The sequence below is a fragment of the Streptomyces blattellae genome (assembly GCF_009709555.1).
In the GTDB taxonomy this organism is placed as follows: Bacteria; Actinomycetota; Actinomycetes; order Streptomycetales; family Streptomycetaceae; genus Streptomyces; species Streptomyces blattellae.
Genome location: NZ_WJBG01000197.1, coordinates 135,601 through 153,924, shown reverse-complemented (window position 1 = coordinate 153,924; position 18,324 = coordinate 135,601). Strand labels below are relative to the sequence as shown.

The 18,324-nt window shown below is 68.8% G+C and carries 20 protein-coding genes and 4 tRNA genes; 19 read left to right on the top strand and 5 right to left on the bottom strand.

Features of this window, described 5'->3' with window-relative positions:
- Window positions 1-37 precede the first annotated feature (37 nt).
- Window positions 38-304, top strand: coding sequence for a GlsB/YeaQ/YmgE family stress response membrane protein (locus GFH49_RS27055; protein WP_155058674.1), 267 nt, complete (start codon window positions 38-40; stop codon window positions 302-304).
- An 83-nt stretch (window positions 305-387) separates the two neighbouring features.
- Here the strand turns inward: GFH49_RS27055 and GFH49_RS27050 are convergent, their stop codons facing one another.
- Entirely contained in the window at window positions 388-876 is a 489-nt protein-coding gene (locus GFH49_RS27050) for a YajQ family cyclic di-GMP-binding protein (RefSeq protein WP_155058673.1), read from the bottom strand.
- Window positions 877-1,107: 231 nt separating this feature from the next.
- Here GFH49_RS27050 and GFH49_RS27045 point away from each other — a divergent pair.
- Both GFH49_RS27045 and GFH49_RS40445 read left to right on the top strand, forming a co-directional pair.
- Window positions 1,108-1,189 (top strand) — tRNA-Tyr (locus GFH49_RS27045).
- Window positions 1,190-1,277: 88 nt separating this feature from the next.
- On the top strand, window positions 1,278-1,490 hold the full coding sequence (locus GFH49_RS40445; protein WP_155058672.1) for a hypothetical protein: 213 nt from the start codon (window positions 1,278-1,280) through the stop codon (window positions 1,488-1,490).
- 35 nt (window positions 1,491-1,525) lie between these two features.
- Here GFH49_RS40445 and GFH49_RS27035 read toward each other — a convergent pair whose 3' ends face one another.
- Both GFH49_RS27035 and GFH49_RS27030 read right to left on the bottom strand, forming a co-directional pair.
- Window positions 1,526-2,182, bottom strand: coding sequence for an NAD(P)H-binding protein (locus tag GFH49_RS27035; protein ID WP_155058671.1), 657 nt, complete (start codon window positions 2,180-2,182; stop codon window positions 1,526-1,528).
- A gap of 413 nt (window positions 2,183-2,595) precedes the next feature.
- On the bottom strand, window positions 2,596-3,909 hold the full coding sequence (locus tag GFH49_RS27030) for an amidohydrolase family protein (protein WP_155058670.1): 1,314 nt from the start codon (window positions 3,907-3,909) through the stop codon (window positions 2,596-2,598).
- Between the two features lie 243 nt (window positions 3,910-4,152).
- On the opposite strand from GFH49_RS27030, the gene GFH49_RS27025 reads away from it, so the two are divergent.
- The 8 genes from GFH49_RS27025 to GFH49_RS26990 all read left to right on the top strand — a co-directional run bounded on the left by GFH49_RS27025 (window position 4,153) and on the right by GFH49_RS26990 (window position 9,674).
- Window positions 4,153-4,225 (top strand) — tRNA-Thr (locus tag GFH49_RS27025).
- 46 nt (window positions 4,226-4,271) lie between these two features.
- A tRNA-Met gene (locus tag GFH49_RS27020) sits at window positions 4,272-4,344 on the top strand.
- 88 nt (window positions 4,345-4,432) lie between these two features.
- Window positions 4,433-4,597, top strand: coding sequence for a 50S ribosomal protein L33 (gene rpmG / locus GFH49_RS27015; protein ID WP_003948671.1), 165 nt, complete (start codon window positions 4,433-4,435; stop codon window positions 4,595-4,597).
- 253 nt (window positions 4,598-4,850) lie between these two features.
- Window positions 4,851-5,303 carry a MaoC family dehydratase N-terminal domain-containing protein gene (locus GFH49_RS27010; RefSeq protein ID WP_155058669.1) on the top strand — a complete coding sequence of 151 codons (453 nt, stop codon included), beginning with the start codon at window positions 4,851-4,853 and terminating at the stop codon, window positions 5,301-5,303.
- A 4-nt stretch (window positions 5,304-5,307) separates the two neighbouring features.
- On the top strand, window positions 5,308-5,736 hold the full coding sequence (locus tag GFH49_RS27005; protein WP_155058668.1) for a MaoC family dehydratase: 429 nt from the start codon (window positions 5,308-5,310) through the stop codon (window positions 5,734-5,736).
- A gap of 120 nt (window positions 5,737-5,856) precedes the next feature.
- Window positions 5,857-6,432, top strand: coding sequence for a TetR/AcrR family transcriptional regulator (locus tag GFH49_RS27000; RefSeq protein WP_155058667.1), 576 nt, complete (start codon window positions 5,857-5,859; stop codon window positions 6,430-6,432).
- A 96-nt stretch (window positions 6,433-6,528) separates the two neighbouring features.
- On the top strand, window positions 6,529-7,974 hold the full coding sequence (locus tag GFH49_RS26995) for an MFS transporter (RefSeq protein WP_155058666.1): 1,446 nt from the start codon (window positions 6,529-6,531) through the stop codon (window positions 7,972-7,974).
- Window positions 7,975-8,618: 644 nt separating this feature from the next.
- Window positions 8,619-9,674 carry a UDP-N-acetylmuramate dehydrogenase gene (locus GFH49_RS26990; RefSeq protein WP_155058665.1) on the top strand — a complete coding sequence of 352 codons (1,056 nt, stop codon included), beginning with the start codon at window positions 8,619-8,621 and terminating at the stop codon, window positions 9,672-9,674.
- Between the two features lie 178 nt (window positions 9,675-9,852).
- On the opposite strand, the gene GFH49_RS26985 is transcribed toward GFH49_RS26990, so the two are convergent.
- Together GFH49_RS26985 and GFH49_RS26980 are read right to left on the bottom strand one after the other, a co-directional pair.
- Entirely contained in the window at window positions 9,853-10,917 is a 1,065-nt protein-coding gene (locus GFH49_RS26985) for an adenosine deaminase (protein WP_155058664.1), read from the bottom strand.
- 150 nt (window positions 10,918-11,067) lie between these two features.
- The gene (locus GFH49_RS26980) at window positions 11,068-12,294 is read right to left on the bottom strand and encodes a pyridoxal phosphate-dependent aminotransferase (RefSeq protein ID WP_155058663.1); all 1,227 of its coding nucleotides are present in this window, start codon (window positions 12,292-12,294) and stop codon (window positions 11,068-11,070) included.
- A gap of 270 nt (window positions 12,295-12,564) precedes the next feature.
- Here GFH49_RS26980 and GFH49_RS26975 point away from each other — a divergent pair.
- The 8 genes from GFH49_RS26975 to rplL all read left to right on the top strand — a co-directional run bounded on the left by GFH49_RS26975 (window position 12,565) and on the right by rplL (window position 17,731).
- A tRNA-Trp gene (locus GFH49_RS26975) sits at window positions 12,565-12,637 on the top strand.
- A gap of 108 nt (window positions 12,638-12,745) precedes the next feature.
- Window positions 12,746-13,027, top strand: a complete 282-nt coding sequence (secE, locus tag GFH49_RS26970; RefSeq protein ID WP_155058662.1) for a preprotein translocase subunit SecE — start codon at window positions 12,746-12,748, stop codon at window positions 13,025-13,027.
- Window positions 13,028-13,104: 77 nt separating this feature from the next.
- Window positions 13,105-13,911: a transcription termination/antitermination protein NusG gene (nusG, locus tag GFH49_RS26965; RefSeq protein WP_155058661.1), complete on the top strand. Its 807-nt coding sequence runs from the start codon at window positions 13,105-13,107 to the stop codon at window positions 13,909-13,911.
- A 153-nt stretch (window positions 13,912-14,064) separates the two neighbouring features.
- The gene (gene rplK / locus GFH49_RS26960; RefSeq protein ID WP_155058660.1) at window positions 14,065-14,499 is read left to right on the top strand and encodes a 50S ribosomal protein L11; all 435 of its coding nucleotides are present in this window, start codon (window positions 14,065-14,067) and stop codon (window positions 14,497-14,499) included.
- Window positions 14,500-14,577: 78 nt separating this feature from the next.
- A complete protein-coding gene (gene rplA / locus GFH49_RS26955; protein WP_155058659.1) occupies window positions 14,578-15,303 on the top strand; it encodes a 50S ribosomal protein L1 in 726 nt (241 codons plus the stop codon).
- Window positions 15,304-15,533: 230 nt separating this feature from the next.
- Entirely contained in the window at window positions 15,534-16,388 is an 855-nt protein-coding gene (locus GFH49_RS26950) for an SCO4651 family lipoprotein (RefSeq protein WP_155058658.1), read from the top strand.
- 303 nt (window positions 16,389-16,691) lie between these two features.
- Window positions 16,692-17,222 carry a 50S ribosomal protein L10 gene (gene rplJ / locus GFH49_RS26945; protein WP_132890220.1) on the top strand — a complete coding sequence of 177 codons (531 nt, stop codon included), beginning with the start codon at window positions 16,692-16,694 and terminating at the stop codon, window positions 17,220-17,222.
- 122 nt (window positions 17,223-17,344) lie between these two features.
- Entirely contained in the window at window positions 17,345-17,731 is a 387-nt protein-coding gene (gene rplL / locus GFH49_RS26940) for a 50S ribosomal protein L7/L12 (RefSeq protein ID WP_155058657.1), read from the top strand.
- The last annotated feature ends 593 nt before the right edge of the window (window positions 17,732-18,324 follow it).

Here is an 18,324-nt window from a genome sequence, read left to right as displayed (position 1 = left end):
CAGTGCGGGCACAGGATGAAGGGGCAGGTTCACGGTTATGACCATCGTTGGCTGGATCATCCTGGGACTGCTGGCCGGAGCCGTCGCCAAGGTCCTGCTGCCGGGCCGTGACCCGGGCGGCTTCATCGGTACGACCGTGATCGGCATCGCGGGCGCGTTCCTCGGCGGCTGGATATCGGGCCGCTGGCTGGACCACCCCATCACCAAGGAGTTCTATGACAGCGCCACCTGGGCCGCCGCCATCGGCGGCTCCCTGGTCCTGCTGATCGCCTACCGGCTCCTGTTCGGCCACTCGCGCGACTGAGCGCATCCCACCGCAGCCAGCAGGTGAGAAGGGTGGGCACCGTTCGGTGCCCACCCTTCCTCGTGTCGCGTCGCAGGCGCCGCTTACCGGTAGTTCACGAACTGCAGCGCGAAGTCGAAGTCCTTGCCCTTCAGCAGAGCGATGACGGTCTGCAGGTCATCACGGCTCTTCGAGCTGACCCGCAGTTCCTCGCCCTGCACCTGGGCCTTCACGCCCTTCGGGCCCTCGTCGCGAATGATCTTCGCCACCTTCTTCGCGTTCTCCTGGGAGATGCCCTCCTGGATCGACGCGAACAGCTTGTACTCCTTGCCGGACAGCTGAGGCTCGCCTGCGTCCAGGGCCTTCAGTGAGATCCCACGCTTGATCAGCTTGGACTGGAAGACGTCGAGGACAGCCTTCACCCGGTCCTCGGAGTTCGCCTCCATCAAGATCTTGTCACCGGACCACGAGATCGAGGCACCCACGCCCTTGAAGTCGTAGCGCTGCGAGATCTCCTTGGAGGCCTGGTTGAGGGCGTTGTCGACCTCCTGCCGCTCGACCTTCGAGACGATGTCGAAACTGGAGTCGGCCATGTCCTGTGGCTCCTTGTATCGGGGTGCGTATGGTGCGTATCGGGTGCGTATCGGCGCATGTGAGGCGGCCGCCGAGCCCGGCGTAGTCCCGGGCGCATCCGCATAAGCCTAGCCACCCTCCGTCCCCCGAGCGCCGATCAATCGGGTGGCGAAGCACCCCTGTCCATCGGGTATTGTTTACGTCGTTGCCAGCGAGCACCGCCGAAAAGCGGTTCGATCGGCAGCGACCCCGGCGGTGTGCCCGAGCGGCCAAAGGGAGCAGACTGTAAATCTGCCGGCTCAGCCTTCCCAGGTTCGAATCCTGGCGCCGCCACACTTGAAGAGACCCCCTCCGAACTGCGGAAACGTAGACGGAGGGGTCTCTTCGTTGTCGGGGGCCGTTCCCAGGGCACATTGGCCCCATGTCCACTCCTCGCAGGCGCTGTCCCGAATGCCGGCGTGAGATCGCTGTCGTTGCGGGGCGGTTCGGGCGGCATGATCCGCCGGGGGCGCGGGAGAGCGGGGAGTTGGTGTCCTGTGCCGGCTCACGCAGATACGCGGAACTCGGGGCGACCCAGCCGTCGTTGGATGGGTACGTCGTCCCCGAGTTTCCCGGGCAACTGCCGCTCTTCTGAAGGGAGCGGGCCCACACCGAGCCCGCATCCGCCCCCTAGTTCCCCGCCACCGACTTCACCGCGACGGCCACCGGCGCCGACCCGCTGACCAGTTCCAGGGTCAGGCCCGACGTCGCCGGAGTGTCCACGAGTTCCGCCAGTACGGCGGCCACGTCGTCGCGCGGGATCGAGCCGCGGCCCGTGTGGGCCTCCAGGCGCACGCGACCGGTACCGGCGTCGTTCGTGAGCATGCCAGGGCGGAGGATCGTCCAGTCGAGGGCATCGAGGCTCTGGACGTGCGCGTCGGCCTCGCCCTTCGCGCGCAGATACACGTCGAAGACCTCGCTCCCTTCATGCGCAGGGTTCGCGCCCATCGACGACACGACCACATGGCGTCGTACGCCCGCCCGGACCGCCGCGTCCGCGAACAGGATCGCCGCGTCCCGGTCCACCGTGTCTTTGCGCGCCGCCCCGCTGCCAGGCCCCGCGCCGGCCGCGAAGACCGCCGCATCCGCGCCCTGGAGATGCGCCGCGACCTCCTCGACCGAGGCCGACTCCAAATCCAGCAGGATCGGTTCGGCGCCGGCTTCCCTCAGATCGTCGCCGTGTTCGGCGTGGCGGATGATCCCCGCCGTCTCGTCTCCGCGCGTGGCAAGCAGTCGCTCCAGCCGCACCGCGATCTGACCATGACCCCCAGCGATGACAATGCGCATGCTTCCGACCGTACGCCCGGCCAGCCGCCCCCGCCGCACGACTTCAGCCACGCCCGCCCCACGGCACGCGCTCCAGCATTGTGCGCCGTGCGATCCCGCACTCCCGCACTCCCGTACCCGTACCCCTCGCACCCGTACCCCCCGCACCCGTACCCACGGCGCTCGCAACACGATCACGCGCCCCGCAACAGAGCGCACGCACCACCCGCGCACGCCCAATCCCGACCCAATCCCGACCTCGACTCCGCCCCGCACACGCCAAGTCTCATCACCCCGAAAGTCCCATCACCTCGGCCCCAGACGCTGGCACCCCCACCCCACACGCCAGTCCCACAGCCACACCCGCGCCCCACCACCTCAAGCCCACACCGGCGCCAGCATCCGCATCCGCATCCGCCCCCACCACCCAACCCTCACGACAACTCCCCGCGCCCCTGGCGAGGCAACCCCAGCTCCACCGCCACCGCCGAGTTGCAGTACTCCCGTACCGCGCTCGTCCGTGCGACCACGCGCCCCCGGTGCACCACGATCCGGCTGTACGCCAGCGACAGCGCCGCCGCCAGTCCGTCGCCGCGCACCGCGAGCAGTTCGGCGGGGAATCCCGCCTCCACGCGGACCTCGGGCAGACCGAGGACCGCGCGTGCGGTCGTGCTCACCGCGTCGTAGGCGTCCTCAGGCCGCAGCCCGTAGCGAGAGGCCAGCAGATACGCGGCCTCCAGGGGGTCGCCGCGGCCGACCGGGTTGGAAATGTCACGGAGTGAGCCGCTGCCCGCGGACACCCGCACGCCGGCCGAGCGCAGCAGTCGTACCGGAGCGGTGCCGCGGCGGTCCACGCCCCCGCAGCTGCCCTGGGGCAAACACACCACCGTCACCCCGGCCGCGGCGAGCTGGTCGGCGGTACGGGAGGCCACCTCGGAGGGCAGTCGGCCGAGGCCCCCGCACGGGCCGAGCGTGACGCCGGGGCGCAGCCCGCCGGCCATGGTCGCGAGGCGGGCCAGACGGGCCGGGTCGGTAGCGTCCGTGTGCAGGTCGACGGGGCAGCCGTGTTCGGAGGCGACCTCCAGGACGGCCTCGACGTAGCCCGTCGGATCGGGGTCCAGATCCGGACAGCCGCCCACCACGGAGGCGCCCATCTTCGCCGCGTCCCGGAGTATCGCGAGGCCGTCCGCCCCGGCCCGCCCGGTCAGCACACGCGGCATGGCCACCGTCATCAACTCGGTGAGCCCGCGCAGCGAACGCCGGGCCTGCAGTACGGCGGCCAGCGCGCCCAGCCCTTGGACGTCACCCACGCGCACGTGCGCGCGCAGTGCGGTCGCGCCGTGGCCGAGCTGCAGCAGGGCGGCCTCGGTCGCCCGGCGCTGGACGTCCTGGGGGTCGTATGAGACCGGACCGCCGTCGTCCGCCGACAGTGCGGTGTCGGCGTGGGCGTGGGGCTCGGCCGGAGCAGGCAGCAGCAGATAGCCACCGAGGTCCACACGGGCGCCCGGGCCGGGCGATCCGTCCGCCGTAAGGCTCCCGGCGGTACCGACCGCCTCGATGCGCTCGCCGCCCAGCCGTACGTCCACGGTCCTGCCGTCGGTGAGTCGCGCTCCGCACAGCAGCAGGGAGGCCGGTTCGGTCTGCCCAGATGAGCCCGGGGAGGACGAGAAGCCCGACGAGCCCGAAGAGGACGACGAGCCCGAAGAGGACGACGACGAAGGGGGCGGCTGCGGCTGACTGTCGGGCATCGCGCTCCAGTGGCTCGGGGACTGCGCGGAGGACGCAAGATCACACAGAGTGAGTCGAGCCTAGGGTGGCGATCCGTGCACGACGTGCAGGAGCGCAATAGTCGTACCGGCGTGGTTCGCCGAACGGGAGAGGCGCGCGGGGATGCTTCCCGCGCGCGTGGCGGACCTGCGTTCGGGGCGGGACGGGAGCCGCGAAACGGATTTGGGTGAACGGCGGCCGAGCGTGTAATGTCTTCATCGCTCGCCCCAATAGCTCAGTCGGTAGAGCGTCTCCATGGTAAGGAGAAGGTCTACGGTTCGATTCCGTATTGGGGCTCTGGTGTGGGAGGTTCCCGCCTCAAGGTGGGAACCGATCGCATCACAGCGGTGTAGCTCAGTCGGTAGAGCAAGCGGCTCATAATCGCTGTGTCACCGGTTCAAGTCCGGTCACCGCTACTGACAGTAGCCGATTGTGGGGTCGGTCCTTCGATCGGCTACTCTTCTATGCGTTAATCATCCCATCCGTTCGTCAAGGAGCACTCACGTGGCTGCCACCGACGTCCGCCCGAAGATCACGCTGGCCTGCGTGGAGTGCAAGGAGCGGAACTACATCACCAAGAAGAACCGGCGTAACAACCCGGACCGTCTTGAGATGAAGAAGCACTGCCCGCGTTGCAACGCGCACACCGCGCACCGCGAGACGCGATAAATCAGGCTCGTACGACGAGGCCGTCCCCACACCGGGGGCGGCCTCGCGTCGTTCCACCAACCGGAACCGACCGGTAACCGTTCGGACCGGTAACCGTTCGGACCGGTAACCGTTCGGACCCGTAACTGTTCGGAGCGGTAACCGCTCGGACCAGCGGCCGCTCGGACCGGTAACCGTTGAGGCCGACGGCCGCTCGGGCCGGCAGCAACGGCAGGCAGCAGGACCAGCTGAACTATCAGGAGGTGCCTAGTCCATGGCGCTCGACCAGTCCTTCGTGGGGCGGACCTACCCGCCCACCGACCGCTATGAGGTGGGCCGGGAGAAGATCCGCGAGTTCGCGGAGGCCGTGGGGGACACCAACCCGGCGTACACGGACCCGGAGGCCGCCAAGGCACTCGGTCACCCCGATGTGATCGCCCCGCCGACCTTCGTCTTCTCGATCACCTTCAAGGCCGCGGGACAGGTCACTGCCGACCCCCAACTGGGCCTGGACTACAGCCGGGTGGTGCACGGCGACCAGAAGTTCTCCTACGTCCGCCCGGTGCGCGCCGGTGACCGGCTCACGGTCACCTCCACCATCGAGGCGATCAAGTCCATGGCCGGCAACGACATCCTGGACATCCGCGGCGAGGTCCACGACGAGGCGGGCGAGCACGTCGTCACCGCCTGGACCAAGCTCGTGGCGCGTGCCGCAGAGGAGGGCTGAGGGGATGTCCGCGAAGATCTCGTACGACGACGTCGAGGTCGGCACCGAGTTGCCGGCCCAGTCCTTTCCCGTGACCCGCGCCACCCTCGTTCGGTACGCGGGCGCCTCCGGGGACTTCAACCCGATCCACTGGAACGAGAAGTTCGCCAAGGAGGTCGGACTGCCGGATGTCATCGCGCACGGCATGTTCACCATGGCCGAGGCGATCCGCGTGGTCACCGACTGGACCGGCGACCCGTCCGCGGTCGTCGAGTACGGCGTCCGCTTCACCCGGCCCGTAGTCGTCCCGAACGACGACCAGGGCGCCATGATCGAGGTCGCCGGCAAGGTCGCGGCCAAGCTCGACGACAACACGGTCCGCGTCGACCTGACGGTCACGAGCGCGGGGCAGAAGGTGCTGGGGATGTCACGAGCGGTCGTGCGGCTGGCCTGAGAATGTTCAGCGAGGGTCATCGGGTAAGGGGCGTTCGCCATGGCGGGCGCCCCTTACTCATCTGCCCGTACCGGTCGGCCCTGCTTGACTTAGTTAGTGATTGAGTACTAACTTAGCCACATGGTCAGGATGAGCGCGGAAGAGAGGCGTGAGAGCGTCATCAGGGCAGCGATCGCCGAGTTCGCGCAGCGCGGCTACTACGGCACTTCCACCGAGGCGATCGCCAAGCGGGTCGGTGTCTCACAGCCGTATCTCTTCCGGCTCTTCCCGGGCAAGAAGGCGATCTTCCTCGCCGCGGCGGAGCGTTGTATGCAGGACATGCGCCGCTTCTTCGAGGAGACCTCCAAAGGGCTGGAGGGTGAGGAGGCCCTGCATGCCATGGGGGACGCCTACGTGCGACTGATCGCCGAGCAGCCCGAGCGACTGCTGATGCAGTTGCAGGTCTATGTCGCGGTCGCCGCCGCCGAGGATGCCGGGGATCACGAGTTCGGCGAGATGGTGCGCAAGGGCTGGCTGGAACTCTGGGACGCCGTGCATCTGCCACTGGGTGCCGACGTCAACGAGACGACAACCTTCATGGCGTACGGAATGCTCATCAACACCCTGTCGGCCATGGGGTTCCCCGCCGGCCACCGGATCTGGGACGGCCTGTACCCCTCGGCGCAGCAGCCCTCGTCGGATGCGGAAGACGGGTAAGCGGCCGGTCGCATTCCATCGACGTGCCCTGACCCCTGGCCGCAGAAATTAGTAATCAATAACTAATCATCAGCCGTCATCACCTCTGGGGGAGCGATGTCACAGCAGACCGCACAGCACGCACCGCGCGGGGGAGCAGTCTGGGCCCTCGTCATCACCAGCGTCGCCGGATTCATGGCGTCCCTGGACAACCTCGTCGTCACCACCGCGCTGCCCTCCATCCGCGAGGATCTCGGCGGAGCGCTGGACGACCTGGAATGGACCGTGAGCGCCTACACGCTCACCTTCGCCGTGCTGCTGATGTTCGGGGCGGCACTCGGCGACCGCTTCGGCCGTCGACGGCTCTTCATAGTCGGCCTCGCGATCTTCACCGGCGCGTCCGCAGCCGCGGCCGTCGCCCCCGGCATCGACAGCCTCATCGCCGCCCGCGCGGTACAGGGTGTCGGCGCGGCGATCATGATGCCGCTGACGCTGACCCTGCTGACGGCGGCCGTGCCGGCGGCCAGGCGCGGTATGGCGTACGGCATCTGGGGCGCCGTCAACGGACTCGCCGTCGCCTCCGGGCCGCTGATCGGCGGCAGCCTCACCGAGCACATCTCCTGGCAGTGGATCTTCTGGCTGAACGTTCCGCTCGGCCTGGCCCTGCTGCCGCTCGCCCGCCTCCGCCTCGCCGAGTCCCACGGCACCGGCTCCCCGCTCGACGTCCCCGGCACCCTGCTCGCCAGCGGCGGCCTCTTCGGGATCGTCTACGGCCTGGTCCGCGGCCCCGCCGACGGCTGGACCGCCCCCCTGGTCCTGACCGGCCTGTTCGCCGGATCCGCCCTGCTGATCGGCTTCATCCTCTACAGCGCCCGCGCCAAGAACCCCATGCTCCCCATGCGGTTGTTCCGCTCCCGGGCCTTCTCCGGGATCAACGCCGCGAGCCTGCTGATGTTCCTGGGCATGTTCGGTTCGATCTTCCTGCTCAGCCAGTACATGCAGGGCGTGCTCGGCTACTCGCCCACCGAGGCCGGCCTGCGCATGCTGCCCTGGACCGGCATGCCGATGCTCGTCGCGCCGGTCGCCGGCATCCTCTCCGACCGTATCGGCGGCCGCCCTGTCGTAGCCACCGGCCTCTTCCTCCAGGCGATCGGCCTCGGCTACATGGCCTCCGTGGTCACCGCCGACGCCTCATACGGCGTCCAGCTGCCCGCACTGATCATCAGCGGCGTGGGGATGGGCCTGTACTTCGCCCCCGCCGCCAACCTCGTGATGTCCAGCGTCCGGCACAGCGAGCAGGGCATCGCCTCCGGCGCCAACAACGCCCTGCGCGAGGTCGGCGGCGCGCTGGGCATCGCCATCATGGCGTCGATCTTCTCGGCCCAGGGTGGCTACGAGACCGCCCAGACCTTCGTCGACGGTCTGCGGCCCGCCCTGGTCACCGGCTCCGCGGTGGTCGCTCTGGCCGGAGTCGCGGCCCTGCTGATCCCGACAAGGCACGCCGCGCGGGCCGAGGAGGAGGAGCAGGAATCGGCGCCGGTCCTGGAACCGGCCGCGGGCTGACTCCAGGGCGTACGGCTCCGCCCACCAGGGTGGGGCCGTACGCGCCGTCGCCCACGGGCGGCCGGACGTACGCCCCGTGGGCGACGGCGCGGTGGCTGGGGCGGGGTGGGTCGCGCAGCCCGGCGCTGACGGGGCGCCGCCTGCGCCCACCCGTGCCACCCCAGGCGGCACGACTGCCCGCAACTGGGCGGATACGGCTGGACGGGGTGCCACGCACCGACGCACCCGCAGCCGCCCGAGCGCCCGAGCGCCCGAGCGCCCGAACGGCCGACCCTACGTGCCGTGTAGGCGCCCACACACCCGCGGTCGCTACGCGGGCAGTCGGTCGGCCCGGCGTGCCTGTAGGCGCCACCGCGCACCCGTGGTCGCGAACGGCGGGACGAGGGCGTGGTGGGGGTGTCCGCCCGCAGCGTTTGTCGCGTCAACGCGGGCAGGACGCAACCGACCGAGCCGCGACGTTCCGAGGACGGACACCCTCGCCGCGGCCCCGCCCTCGCTGCGGCCCCGCCCTTGCCGCGGCCCCGCCCCCACCACGAACCCAAGGCGCTACGCGCACCCCCGCCAACCTCACCCCCGCCAACCTCACCCCCGCCGGGAGGCATCGCCACCGAAACCCCCACCCACCGTCTCGTACTCTTGAGCCCGTGCAGGAACTCCACGACGCCCCCCTCGCCCCCCTGACCACCTTCCGGCTGGGCGGCCCCGCCACCCGCCTGGTCACCGCGACGACCGACGCCGAGGTCGTCGCCGTCGTACGGGAAGCCGACGACAAGGGAACCCCCCTCCTGCTCATCGGCGGCGGATCGAACCTGGTCATCGGCGACAAGGGCTTCGACGGCACGGCCCTGCGCATCGCCACACAAGGCTTCGAACTGACCGGCACCACACTCGAACTGGCCGCCGGCGAGGTATGGACCGACGCCGTCACCCGCACCGTAGAAGCCGGACTGGCCGGCATCGAGTGCCTGGTCGGCATCCCCGGCTCGGCAGGCGCGACCCCGATCCAGAACGTCGGCGCGTACGGCCAGGAGGTCTCCTCGACGATCACCGAGGTCGTCGCCTACGACAGGCAGACCCGCGAGACGGTCACCCTCACCAACCCCGACTGCGCATTCTCGTACCGCCACAGCCGCTTCAAGGCCGACCCCGAGCGCCATGTCGTCCTGCGCGTCCGCTACCGGCTGGAGGACGCCGAGGGCCGCTCCGCCCCCATCAGGTACGCCGAGACCGCCCGCGCCCTCGGCGTCGCCCCCGGCGACCGCGTGCCCCTCGACGCCGCCCGCGAGACCGTACTCAAGCTCCGCACCGGCAAGGGCATGGTCCTGGACCCCGACGACCACGACACCTGGTCGGCCGGCTCCTTCTTCACCAACCCGATCCTCACCGACGCGGACTTCGCCGAGTTCCACGCGCGCGTGCACGACCGGCTCGGCGACGGAGTGGAGCCCCCCGCGTACCCCGCAGGCGAGGGCCACACCAAAACCTCCGCCGCCTGGCTGATCGACCAGGCCGGCTTCACCAAGGGCTACGGCACCGGCCCCGCCCGCATCTCCACGAAGCACACCCTCGCCCTCACCAACCGGGGCGAGGCGACCACGGAGGACCTCCTCGCGCTGGCCCGCGAGGTCGTCGCAGGCGTCCGCGAGACGTTCGGCATCACGCTGGTCAACGAACCGGTGACGGTGGGCGTCAGCGTGTAGCCAGCCCTGACCAGCAGGCCGGCCCCTGGCTGGCGCCCAGCGCGCCTTCGCCTACGACGCGACGCCGGAAGGCGTACGGTCACCCTGGCCACGTCGGTCACCCTGGCCACGTCGGTCACCCTGGCCACCTCCGCCCGGCAGCTCGCCCACACGCTCCTGGCCGCCGTCACCGCACGAGCTACGCCGTCAGCCAGTCGTCCACGCCCGACAGCAGCTTGCGCCGCACGTCCTCCGGTGCCGCCGACGCCCGTACCGACTGGCGGGCCAGTTCCGCCAACTCGGTGTCCGTGAAGGCGTGGTGGCGGCGGGCCAGCTCGTACTGGGCGGCCAGCCTGGAGCCGAAGAGGAGCGGGTCGTCGGCGCCCAGCGCCATCGGGACACCCGCCTCGAACAGCGTCCGCAGCGGGACGTCCTCCGGCTGCTCGTAGACGCCGAGAGCCACGTTCGACGCCGGGCACACCTCGCAGGTCACCCCCCGGTCGGCCAGCCGCTTCAGCAGCCGCGGGTCCTCCGCCGCCCGTACGCCGTGCCCGATCCGGTTCGCGTGCAGGTCGTCCAGGCAGTCACGCACCGACGCCGGGCCGGTCAGCTCGCCGCCGTGCGGAGCCGACAGCAGGCCACCCTCGCGCGCGATGTAGAAGGCGCGGTCGAAGTCCCGCGCCATGCCCCGCCGTTCGTCGTTCGACAACCCGAAGCCGACCACCCCGCGGTCCGCGTACCGCACCGCCAGCCGGGCCAGCGTGCGGGCGTCCAGCGGATGCTTCATCCGGTTCGCGGCGACCAGCACCCGGATCCCGAGGCCGGTCTCCCGCATCGCCGACTCCACCGCGTCCAGGATGATCTCCAGCGCCGGGATGAGACCGCCCAGCCGAGGGGCGTACGACGTCGGGTCGACCTGTATCTCCAGCCACCCCGAGCCGTCCTTGACGTCCTCCTCCGCGGCCTCCCGCACCAGCCGCTGGATGTCCTCCGGCTGCTGCAGACACGAGCGGGCGGCGTCGTACAGCCGCTGGAAACGGAACCAGCCCCGCTCGTCCGTCGCCCGAAGTCTCGGAGGCTCTCCGCTCGTCAGCGCCTCGGTCAGCGCCTCGGGCAGCCGCACGCCGTACTTGTCGGCCAGCTCCAGCAGGGTGGTGGGCCGCATCGAGCCGGTGAAGTGCAGATGCAGATGTGCTTTCGGCAGCTCAGAGACATCACGTACACACGGGGGGTTCGGGGGGTGTCCCCCTGAAGAGCTCAGCATCTGAGGATCCTGCCGTACGTTCGTGCCGTCCCGGTAGCGCTTTCCCCGTTAGTGGTCTTGCTCGCACAAACGAGCTGGCACAAACGAGCTGGCACAAACGAATGGGGCACACACCGAACTCGGTGCGTGCCCCAGCCCCACGAGGAACCGTCAGCCGCGGGCCTCCGCCAGCAGCTTCTGGATCCGCGAGACGCCCTCGACGAGATCCTCGTCACCCAGGGCGTACGACAGCCGCAGATAGCCCGGAGTGCCGAACGCCTCGCCGGGTACGACCGCGACCTCGGCCTCTTCCAGGATCAGCGCGGCCAGCTCGACCGAGTCCTTCGGGCGCTTGCCGCGGATCTCCTTGCCGAGCAGAGCCTTCACCGACGGGTACGCGTAGAAGGCGCCCTCCGGCTCAGGGCACACCACGCCGTCGATCTCGTTGAGCATCCGTACGATCGTCCTGCGGCGCCGGTCGAAGGCCTCGCGCATCTTCGCGACCGCGTCCAGGTCGCCGGAGACCGCGGCCAGCGCCGCCACCTGGGCGACGTTCGACACGTTCGACGTGGCGTGCGACTGGAGGTTCGTCGCGGCCTTCACCACGTCCTTCGGGCCGATGATCCAGCCGACCCGCCAGCCGGTCATGGCGTACGTCTTGGCGACCCCGTTGACCACGATGCACTTGTCGCGCAGCTCGGGCAGCAGCGCGGGCAGGGACACGGACGCCGCGTCGCCGTACACCAGGTGCTCGTAGATCTCGTCCGTCATCACCCACAGGCCGTGCTCCGCGGCCCAGCGGCCGATCGCCTCGGTGTCCTGCTCGCTGTAGACCGCGCCGGTCGGGTTCGACGGGGAGACGAAGAGGACGACCTTCGTCTTCTCGGTGCGTGCCGCCTCCAGCTGCTCCACGCTCACCCGGTAGCCGGTCGTCTCGTCCGCGACGACGTCCACCGGCACACCGCCGGCCAGCCGGATCGACTCCGGGTACGTGGTCCAGTACGGCGCCGGGACGATGACCTCGTCACCCGGGTCGAGGATCGCGGCGAAGGCCTCGTAGATCGCCTGCTTGCCGCCGTTGGTGACGAGGATCTGCGACGGGTCGACCTCGTAGCCCGAGTCGCGCAGCGTCTTCGCGGCGATCGCGGCCTTCAGCTCGGGCAGACCGCCCGCCGGTGTGTAGCGGTGGTACTTCGGGTTCTTGCAGGCCTCGATCGCGGCTTCGACGATGTAGTCCGGGGTCGGGAAGTCGGGCTCGCCCGCGCCGAAGCCGATCACCGGTCGCCCGGCGGCCTTGAGGGCCTTGGCCTTGGCGTCCACGGCGAGGGTGGCGGACTCGGAGATCGCGCCGACTCGGGCGGAGACCCGGCGCTCGGTGGGAGGGGTTGCAGGGCTCATGGGCCCATCGTTTCAGACCGGAAACCTGCCCGGCACGCGGGTTTCACGGACTGAACAACACCGGGCCAGTCGCTGAACAAGCGTCCGGTGACGGCCCGCGGCCAGGGTGATCTCCCGCCGGCCGTCACCGACAAAGGCCCTACGGGCGCTTTCTGTTCGACGCCTGGCCGCAGAACACGTACACTCTCACCTCGTTGGCCTCACACGGGCCGCACTCATCCGGTGCACACCGAGCATCCGGGCGGATGCGGTACGTTTGGGGAGAACCAAAGGGTCGTAGCTCAATTGGTAGAGCACTGGTCTCCAAAACCAGCGGTTGGGGGTTCAAGTCCCTCCGGCCCTGCTACACACTCCTTCGCCAGGAAGTGTGCGCATGTACGTACAGCAGCAATGCGCCGTGCGGCTCAGACCGGGCGCGGCACGGCCACGACCCGGAATCAGGTGAGGACGAATGACGGACGCCGTGGGCTCCATCGACACGCCTGATGCCCAGGACGAGGCGCCGAAGGAGCAGGGCCGCAAGGGCGGCAAGCGCGCCAAGAAGGGCCCGCTGAAGCGGCTCGCGCTCTTCTACCGCCAGATCGTCGCGGAACTCCGCAAGGTCGTCTGGCCCTCGCGCAACCAGCTGACGACGTACACGACCGTTGTGATCATCTTCGTCGTCATCATGATCGGTCTGGTGACTGTGATTGACTTCGGACTCGACAGGGCCGCCAAGTACGTCTTCGGCTGAGCCGAATGCGAAGGGCGCCGTACCCGGCGCCCCTATTCGCGTGTTCCACCCCATGTATCCAGGAAGAAGCAGCCACCGTGTCTGACCCGAACGTGAACGACGCCATCGAGCCGGTCGAGTCCGTGGAAGACGAGCTCGAGATCGTCGAGGGTGCCGACGACGACCTGGACGAGGTCGAGGCTGCCGACGCCGCCGTACACGTCGACGACGAGCCGGAGGCCGAGGCCGAGGCTGAGGCGACCGAGGAAGAGGAGCCGGCCGAACCGGTCGACCCCGTCGCCGCCCTGCGCGAGGAACTGCGCACGCTGCCCGGCGAGTGGTACGTCATCCACACCTACGCCGGCTACGAGAACCGCGTGAAGACCAACCTGGAGCAGCGCGCCGTCTCGCTGAACGTCGAGGACTACATCTTCCAGGCCGAGGTGCCGCAGGAAGAGGTCGTCCAGATCAAGAACGGCGACCGCAAGACGATCAAGCAGAACAAGCTTCCGGGCTACGTCCTCGTCCGCATGGACCTGACGAACGAGTCCTGGGGTGTCGTCCGCAACACCCCCGGCGTCACCGGCTTCGTGGGCAACGCCTACGACCCGTACCCGCTGACCCTGGACGAGATCGTCAAGATGCTCGCCCCGGAGGCCGAGGAGAAGGCCGCCCGCGAGGCCGCCGAGGCCGAGGGCAAGCCGGCTCCGGCCCGCAAGGTCGAGGTCCAGGTGCTGGACTTCGAGGTCGGCGACTCGGTCACCGTCACCGACGGCCCGTTCGCCACACTGCAGGCCACCATCAACGAGATCAACGCCGACTCGAAGAAGGTCAAGGGTCTGGTGGAGATCTTCGGCCGCGAGACGCCGGTTGAGCTGTCCTTCGACCAGATCCAGAAGAACTGACGCCTTCGGCGACACAAGCCACCGGCCGGGTCAGGCGGGCTGTTCCAGCCTGTCTGACCTGCCCGGTTTTTGGCCGCGCAATGCTACCCGTTAAGGTTGTGCGGTTGCCTTCGGGCACTAGGAAATCGACAAGGAAGCGGGAGAGGACCCGGAATGCCTCCCAAGAAGAAGAAGGTCACGGGGCTTATCAAGCTCCAGATCCAGGCCGGTGCCGCCAACCCGGCGCCGCCGGTCGGCCCCGCGCTGGGTCAGCACGGCGTGAACATCATGGAGTTCTGCAAGGCCTACAACGCCGCGACCGAGTCGCAGCGTGGCTGGGTCATCCCGGTGGAGATCACGGTCTACGAGGACCGCTCCTTCACCTTCGTGACCAAGACCCCGCCGGCCGCCAAGATGATCCTCAAGGCCGCGGGCGTGGAGAAGGGCTCCGGCGAGCCGCACAAGACCAAGGTCGCCAAGATCACCGAGGCGCAGGTCCGCGAGATCGCCACCACGAAGATGCCCGACCTCAACGCCAACGACATCGACGCCGCCGCGAAGATCATCGCCGGTACCGCCCGTTCCATGGGCATCACGGTCGAGGGCTGAGCCCCAACCCCATGAGCAACCCGTGGTAGGGCCTGCTCGGCCCGGACCACGACTCCTAAGAACACCCCAGGAGCAGTAGTGAGCAAGCGCAGCAAGTCTCTCCGCGCTGCGGACGCCAAGATCGACCGGGAGAAGCTGTACGCCCCGCTTGAGGCCGTCCGTCTCGCCAAGGAGACCTCCACGACCAAGTTCGACGGCACCGTCGAGGTCGCCTTCCGTCTGGGTGTCGACCCGCGCAAGGCCGACCAGATGGTCCGTGGCACCGTGAACCTCCCGCACGGCACAGGTAAGACCGCCCGGGTCCTGGTCTTCGCGACCGGTGACCGTGCCGAGGCCGCGCGTGCCGCGGGCGCCGACATCGTCGGCGCCGACGAGCTGATCGACGAGGTGTCGAAGGGCCGTCTGGACTTCGACGCCGTCGTCGCCACCCCCGACCTCATGGGCAAGGTCGGCCGCCTCGGCCGGGTCCTCGGCCCGCGTGGTCTGATGCCGAACCCGAAGACCGGCACCGTGACCCCGGACGTGACCAAGGCCGTGACCGAGATCAAGGGCGGCAAGATCGAGTTCCGCGTCGACAAGCACTCGAACCTGCACTTCATCATCGGCAAGGCGTCCTTCGACGACACCAAGCTGGTGGAGAACTACGGCGCCGCGCTGGAGGAGATCCTCCGTCTGAAGCCGTCCGCCGCCAAGGGCCGCTACATCAAGAAGGCCGCCATCACCACCACGATGGGCCCCGGCATCCCGGTCGACCCGAACCGCACCCGCAACCTCCTCGTCGAGGAGGACCCGGCCGCGGTCTGAGACACCGGCAGGTCCACGGGCCCCGCACCTTCCGAGGTGCGGGGCCCGTCCCTTTTCTGCCGCCCCTTGGGTCAGCGTGCGAGCAGGCTGTGAGCAGTGCCAGGTAACTGCTGAAGACACAGGGCGCCAGCGTCTCCTGAACCCCAGGGAAATCATCGGCCTCCTCCGGCTCGCTGGGATACCCTCGCCAGGTTGCTGTGAATCGGCCATGTGTTCCTTGGGGGGAATCAATGAAGACTGCAGTACGCCGTTCCGTACGACACCGGGCCACGGGCGCCGGACTTGCCGCACTGCTGCTCGCGGGAGGTGCCGTCGGTTGCGGTACCGAGCAGTCGCCGGCCATGACACCCGCGGCGGCCGTCGCCAAGGCCGCCGACAAGACGGACGAGATCACCTCCCTGAGCTACCGGATGCGCGGCGAGATGCCGGGCGACGGCCGCATCGAGGCCGAGGCCGCGATGCGGATGGAGCCGATGGCGATGAGCATGAAGATTCGGATGCCCGACGACCCCGAGATCGACGGCGCGGTCGAGATGCGCCTCATCGGCAAGTCGCTGTACCTCGGCGGCGAGGCGACCGCCGCGGAGATGGACGGCAAGAGCTGGATGAAGCTCGACGCCTCCGAGCTGGGCGGCGCCGAACAGGACCTGGGAGCCGACACGGCCGGTATCGCCCAGGCCGACCGGAACCCGGCCGCCGAGTCCGCCTTCCTCACGGGCGCCGACGACGTCACCGAGCTCGGCACCGAGACGATCGACGGCGTGAAGACCACCCACTACAAGGGCACGATCACCCTCGACGGCATGCGGGACAGCCTCAAGGACGAGGACAAGGAGACCCGCGAACGGCGTGAGAAGAGCCTTGAGCAGTACGAGGACATGGGCGTCGACAAGCTCACCATGGACATGTGGGTCGACGGCGAGGACCACACCAAGCAGTTCCGTATGCGCGGTGACGCCGACAAGGGCACCCTCGACATGACCGTCACCTTCTCCGACCTCAACGAGCCGGTCACCGTCCAGGCCCCGCCCGCCGAGGACACCATGGACCTCGCCGAGATGATGAAGGAACTCGGCGAGGCCTGAGCGCCGTAGGACCGACGAGCCCTGAGCGTTGTACGACCGGATTTGCCTGGCAGCGATCCGGTCCCGTACTCTCCTACAGAAGCCAAAGACCGCTGGTCGTTGCCGTGCGCTCGCGAGAGGGTGCGGTGGCCGAAGGATCCGCTGAACGCGGACGACCCGCGCAGGTGACTGTGGAAGTGCTCCCGACCACGTGCATTGCGTATGTGATCGGTCGAGCTACGCCCCGTGCGCCTGCGCCGGGGCGTTTCGTTTCCCCAGCCCCTTCCGAGCGGTCCTCATCACCCGGAAGGAGGCCGACGCTCTATGGCAAGGCCCGACAAGGCTGCCGCGGTGGCCGAGCTGACGGAGCAGTTCCGCAGCTCGAACGCCGCCGTGCTGACCGAGTACCGGGGTCTCACCGTGGCGCAGCTCAAGAACCTGCGCCGTTCGCTCGGTGAGAACGCCCAGTACGCCGTGGTGAAGAACACGCTGACCAAGATTGCGGCCAACGAGGCCGGGATCACGACGCTCGACGACCTGTTCAACGGTCCGACGGCGGTCGCCTTCGTCACCGGTGACCCGGTGGAGTCGGCGAAGGGTCTTCGTGACTTCGCCAAGGACAACCCGAACCTCGTCATCAAGGGCGGTGTCCTTGACGGCAAGGCGTTGTCCGCCGACGAGATCAAGAAGCTTGCGGACCTTGAGTCCCGCGAGGTTCTGCTCGCCAAGCTGGCGGGCGCCCTGAAGGGCAAGCAGACGCAGGCTGCTCAGGTCTTCCAGGCGCTCCCGTCGAAGCTCGTCCGCACCGTGGACGCGCTGCGCGCCAAGCAGGACGAGCAGGGCGGTGCCGAGTAATTCGGCTCGCGAAATGACCGCCGCCTGAGGCTTCCGGTCTTCAGGCAGAGGTCGTAGCGGGCCGAACGTACGCCCGCCAGACATGTACATCCGGCACCAGCCGAATTAGTGGAAGGAAAGCCATCGTGGCTCTCACCCAGGACGAACTGCTCGCCGAGTTCGAGAACATGACCCTGATCCAGCTCTCCGAGTTCGTGAAGGCGTTCGAGGAGAAGTTCGACGTCACCGCTGCCGCCGCCGCGGTCGCCGTGGCCGCTCCGGGTGCCCCGGGCGCCGCTGCCCCGCAGGAGGAGGAGAAGGACGAGTTCGACGTCATCCTCACCGGCGCCGGCGACAAGAAGATCCAGGTCATCAAGGTCGTGCGTGAGCTGACCTCGCTCGGCCTGAAGGAGGCCAAGGACCTGGTGGACGGCGCCCCGAAGCCCGTCCTCGAGAAGGTTGCCAAGGACGCCGCCGAGAAGGCCGCCGAGTCCCTCAAGGGCGCCGGCGCCTCCGTCGAGGTCAAGTAAGACCTTCAAGGGTCCCTGCACGGACTCTTGCGAGCTGATACAGCCGTAGGGCTGTAACGCGAGCGCACCGAAGAGCGATCATCCATCCGGGTGGTCGCTCTTCGGCGTTCTGGGCGCCTGGTGGTGGCGGCCTTGCACGGGCGGGTGCGCGGAGTATGGTGATCTTCGTCGTGTCTCCGGGCACCTCCGAAGCCGGCTGCAAGTGACGATGGCAGCACCCGGTTTGGGCAAGGGGGGCCTTGACGAACCGCACGCAGCGCGCAATTCTCAGGACGCGTCGTCACAACGATCCGTATCCGAGGCATGGATCGTCGACGAAGAGGGCAGTATCAACGTGCATTGAGGGCATGGGCTTGCGCAGGTGTCGAGAACAACGAGGGTCTCGAAAAACCCGCACTGGACATCAGTGTGCCAACTGGCTACACTGACCCTTTGCGCTGCCTGTTAGCTGTCCCCTGCCCGTCACCAGGGGCATGCCCTCGCTTGAGCACCGACGATCAGAACGTCCCTGACCTGGCCTTTTGGTCCAACCAGGGAGTCCTGTCTCTGTGTGCAGGAGGGGGACCGGTACGCGCGTAGTGAGTCCGAGCCCT

Bases quoted from the DNA above. Each gene is read 5' to 3' on its own strand.
- GFH49_RS27055 (WP_155058674.1), top strand. From the start codon at position 38: ATGACCATCGTTGGCTGGATCATCCTGGGACTGCTGGCCGGAGCCGTC.
- GFH49_RS27050 (WP_155058673.1), bottom strand. From the start codon at position 876: ATGGCCGACTCCAGTTTCGACATCGTCTCGAAGGTCGAGCGGCAGGAG.
- GFH49_RS40445 (WP_155058672.1), top strand. From the start codon at position 1,278: ATGTCCACTCCTCGCAGGCGCTGTCCCGAATGCCGGCGTGAGATCGCT.
- GFH49_RS27035 (WP_155058671.1), bottom strand. From the start codon at position 2,182: ATGCGCATTGTCATCGCTGGGGGTCATGGTCAGATCGCGGTGCGGCTG.
- GFH49_RS27030 (WP_155058670.1), bottom strand. From the start codon at position 3,909: ATGCCCGACAGTCAGCCGCAGCCGCCCCCTTCGTCGTCGTCCTCTTCG.
- GFH49_RS27010 (WP_155058669.1), top strand. From the start codon at position 4,851: ATGGCGCTCGACCAGTCCTTCGTGGGGCGGACCTACCCGCCCACCGAC.
- GFH49_RS27005 (WP_155058668.1), top strand. From the start codon at position 5,308: ATGTCCGCGAAGATCTCGTACGACGACGTCGAGGTCGGCACCGAGTTG.
- GFH49_RS27000 (WP_155058667.1), top strand. From the start codon at position 5,857: ATGGTCAGGATGAGCGCGGAAGAGAGGCGTGAGAGCGTCATCAGGGCA.
- GFH49_RS26995 (WP_155058666.1), top strand. From the start codon at position 6,529: ATGTCACAGCAGACCGCACAGCACGCACCGCGCGGGGGAGCAGTCTGG.
- GFH49_RS26985 (WP_155058664.1), bottom strand. From the start codon at position 10,917: ATGCTGAGCTCTTCAGGGGGACACCCCCCGAACCCCCCGTGTGTACGT.
- GFH49_RS26980 (WP_155058663.1), bottom strand. From the start codon at position 12,294: ATGAGCCCTGCAACCCCTCCCACCGAGCGCCGGGTCTCCGCCCGAGTC.
- secE (WP_155058662.1), top strand. From the start codon at position 12,746: ATGACGGACGCCGTGGGCTCCATCGACACGCCTGATGCCCAGGACGAG.
- rplK (WP_155058660.1), top strand. From the start codon at position 14,065: ATGCCTCCCAAGAAGAAGAAGGTCACGGGGCTTATCAAGCTCCAGATC.
- GFH49_RS26950 (WP_155058658.1), top strand. From the start codon at position 15,534: ATGAAGACTGCAGTACGCCGTTCCGTACGACACCGGGCCACGGGCGCC.
- rplJ (WP_132890220.1), top strand. From the start codon at position 16,692: ATGGCAAGGCCCGACAAGGCTGCCGCGGTGGCCGAGCTGACGGAGCAG.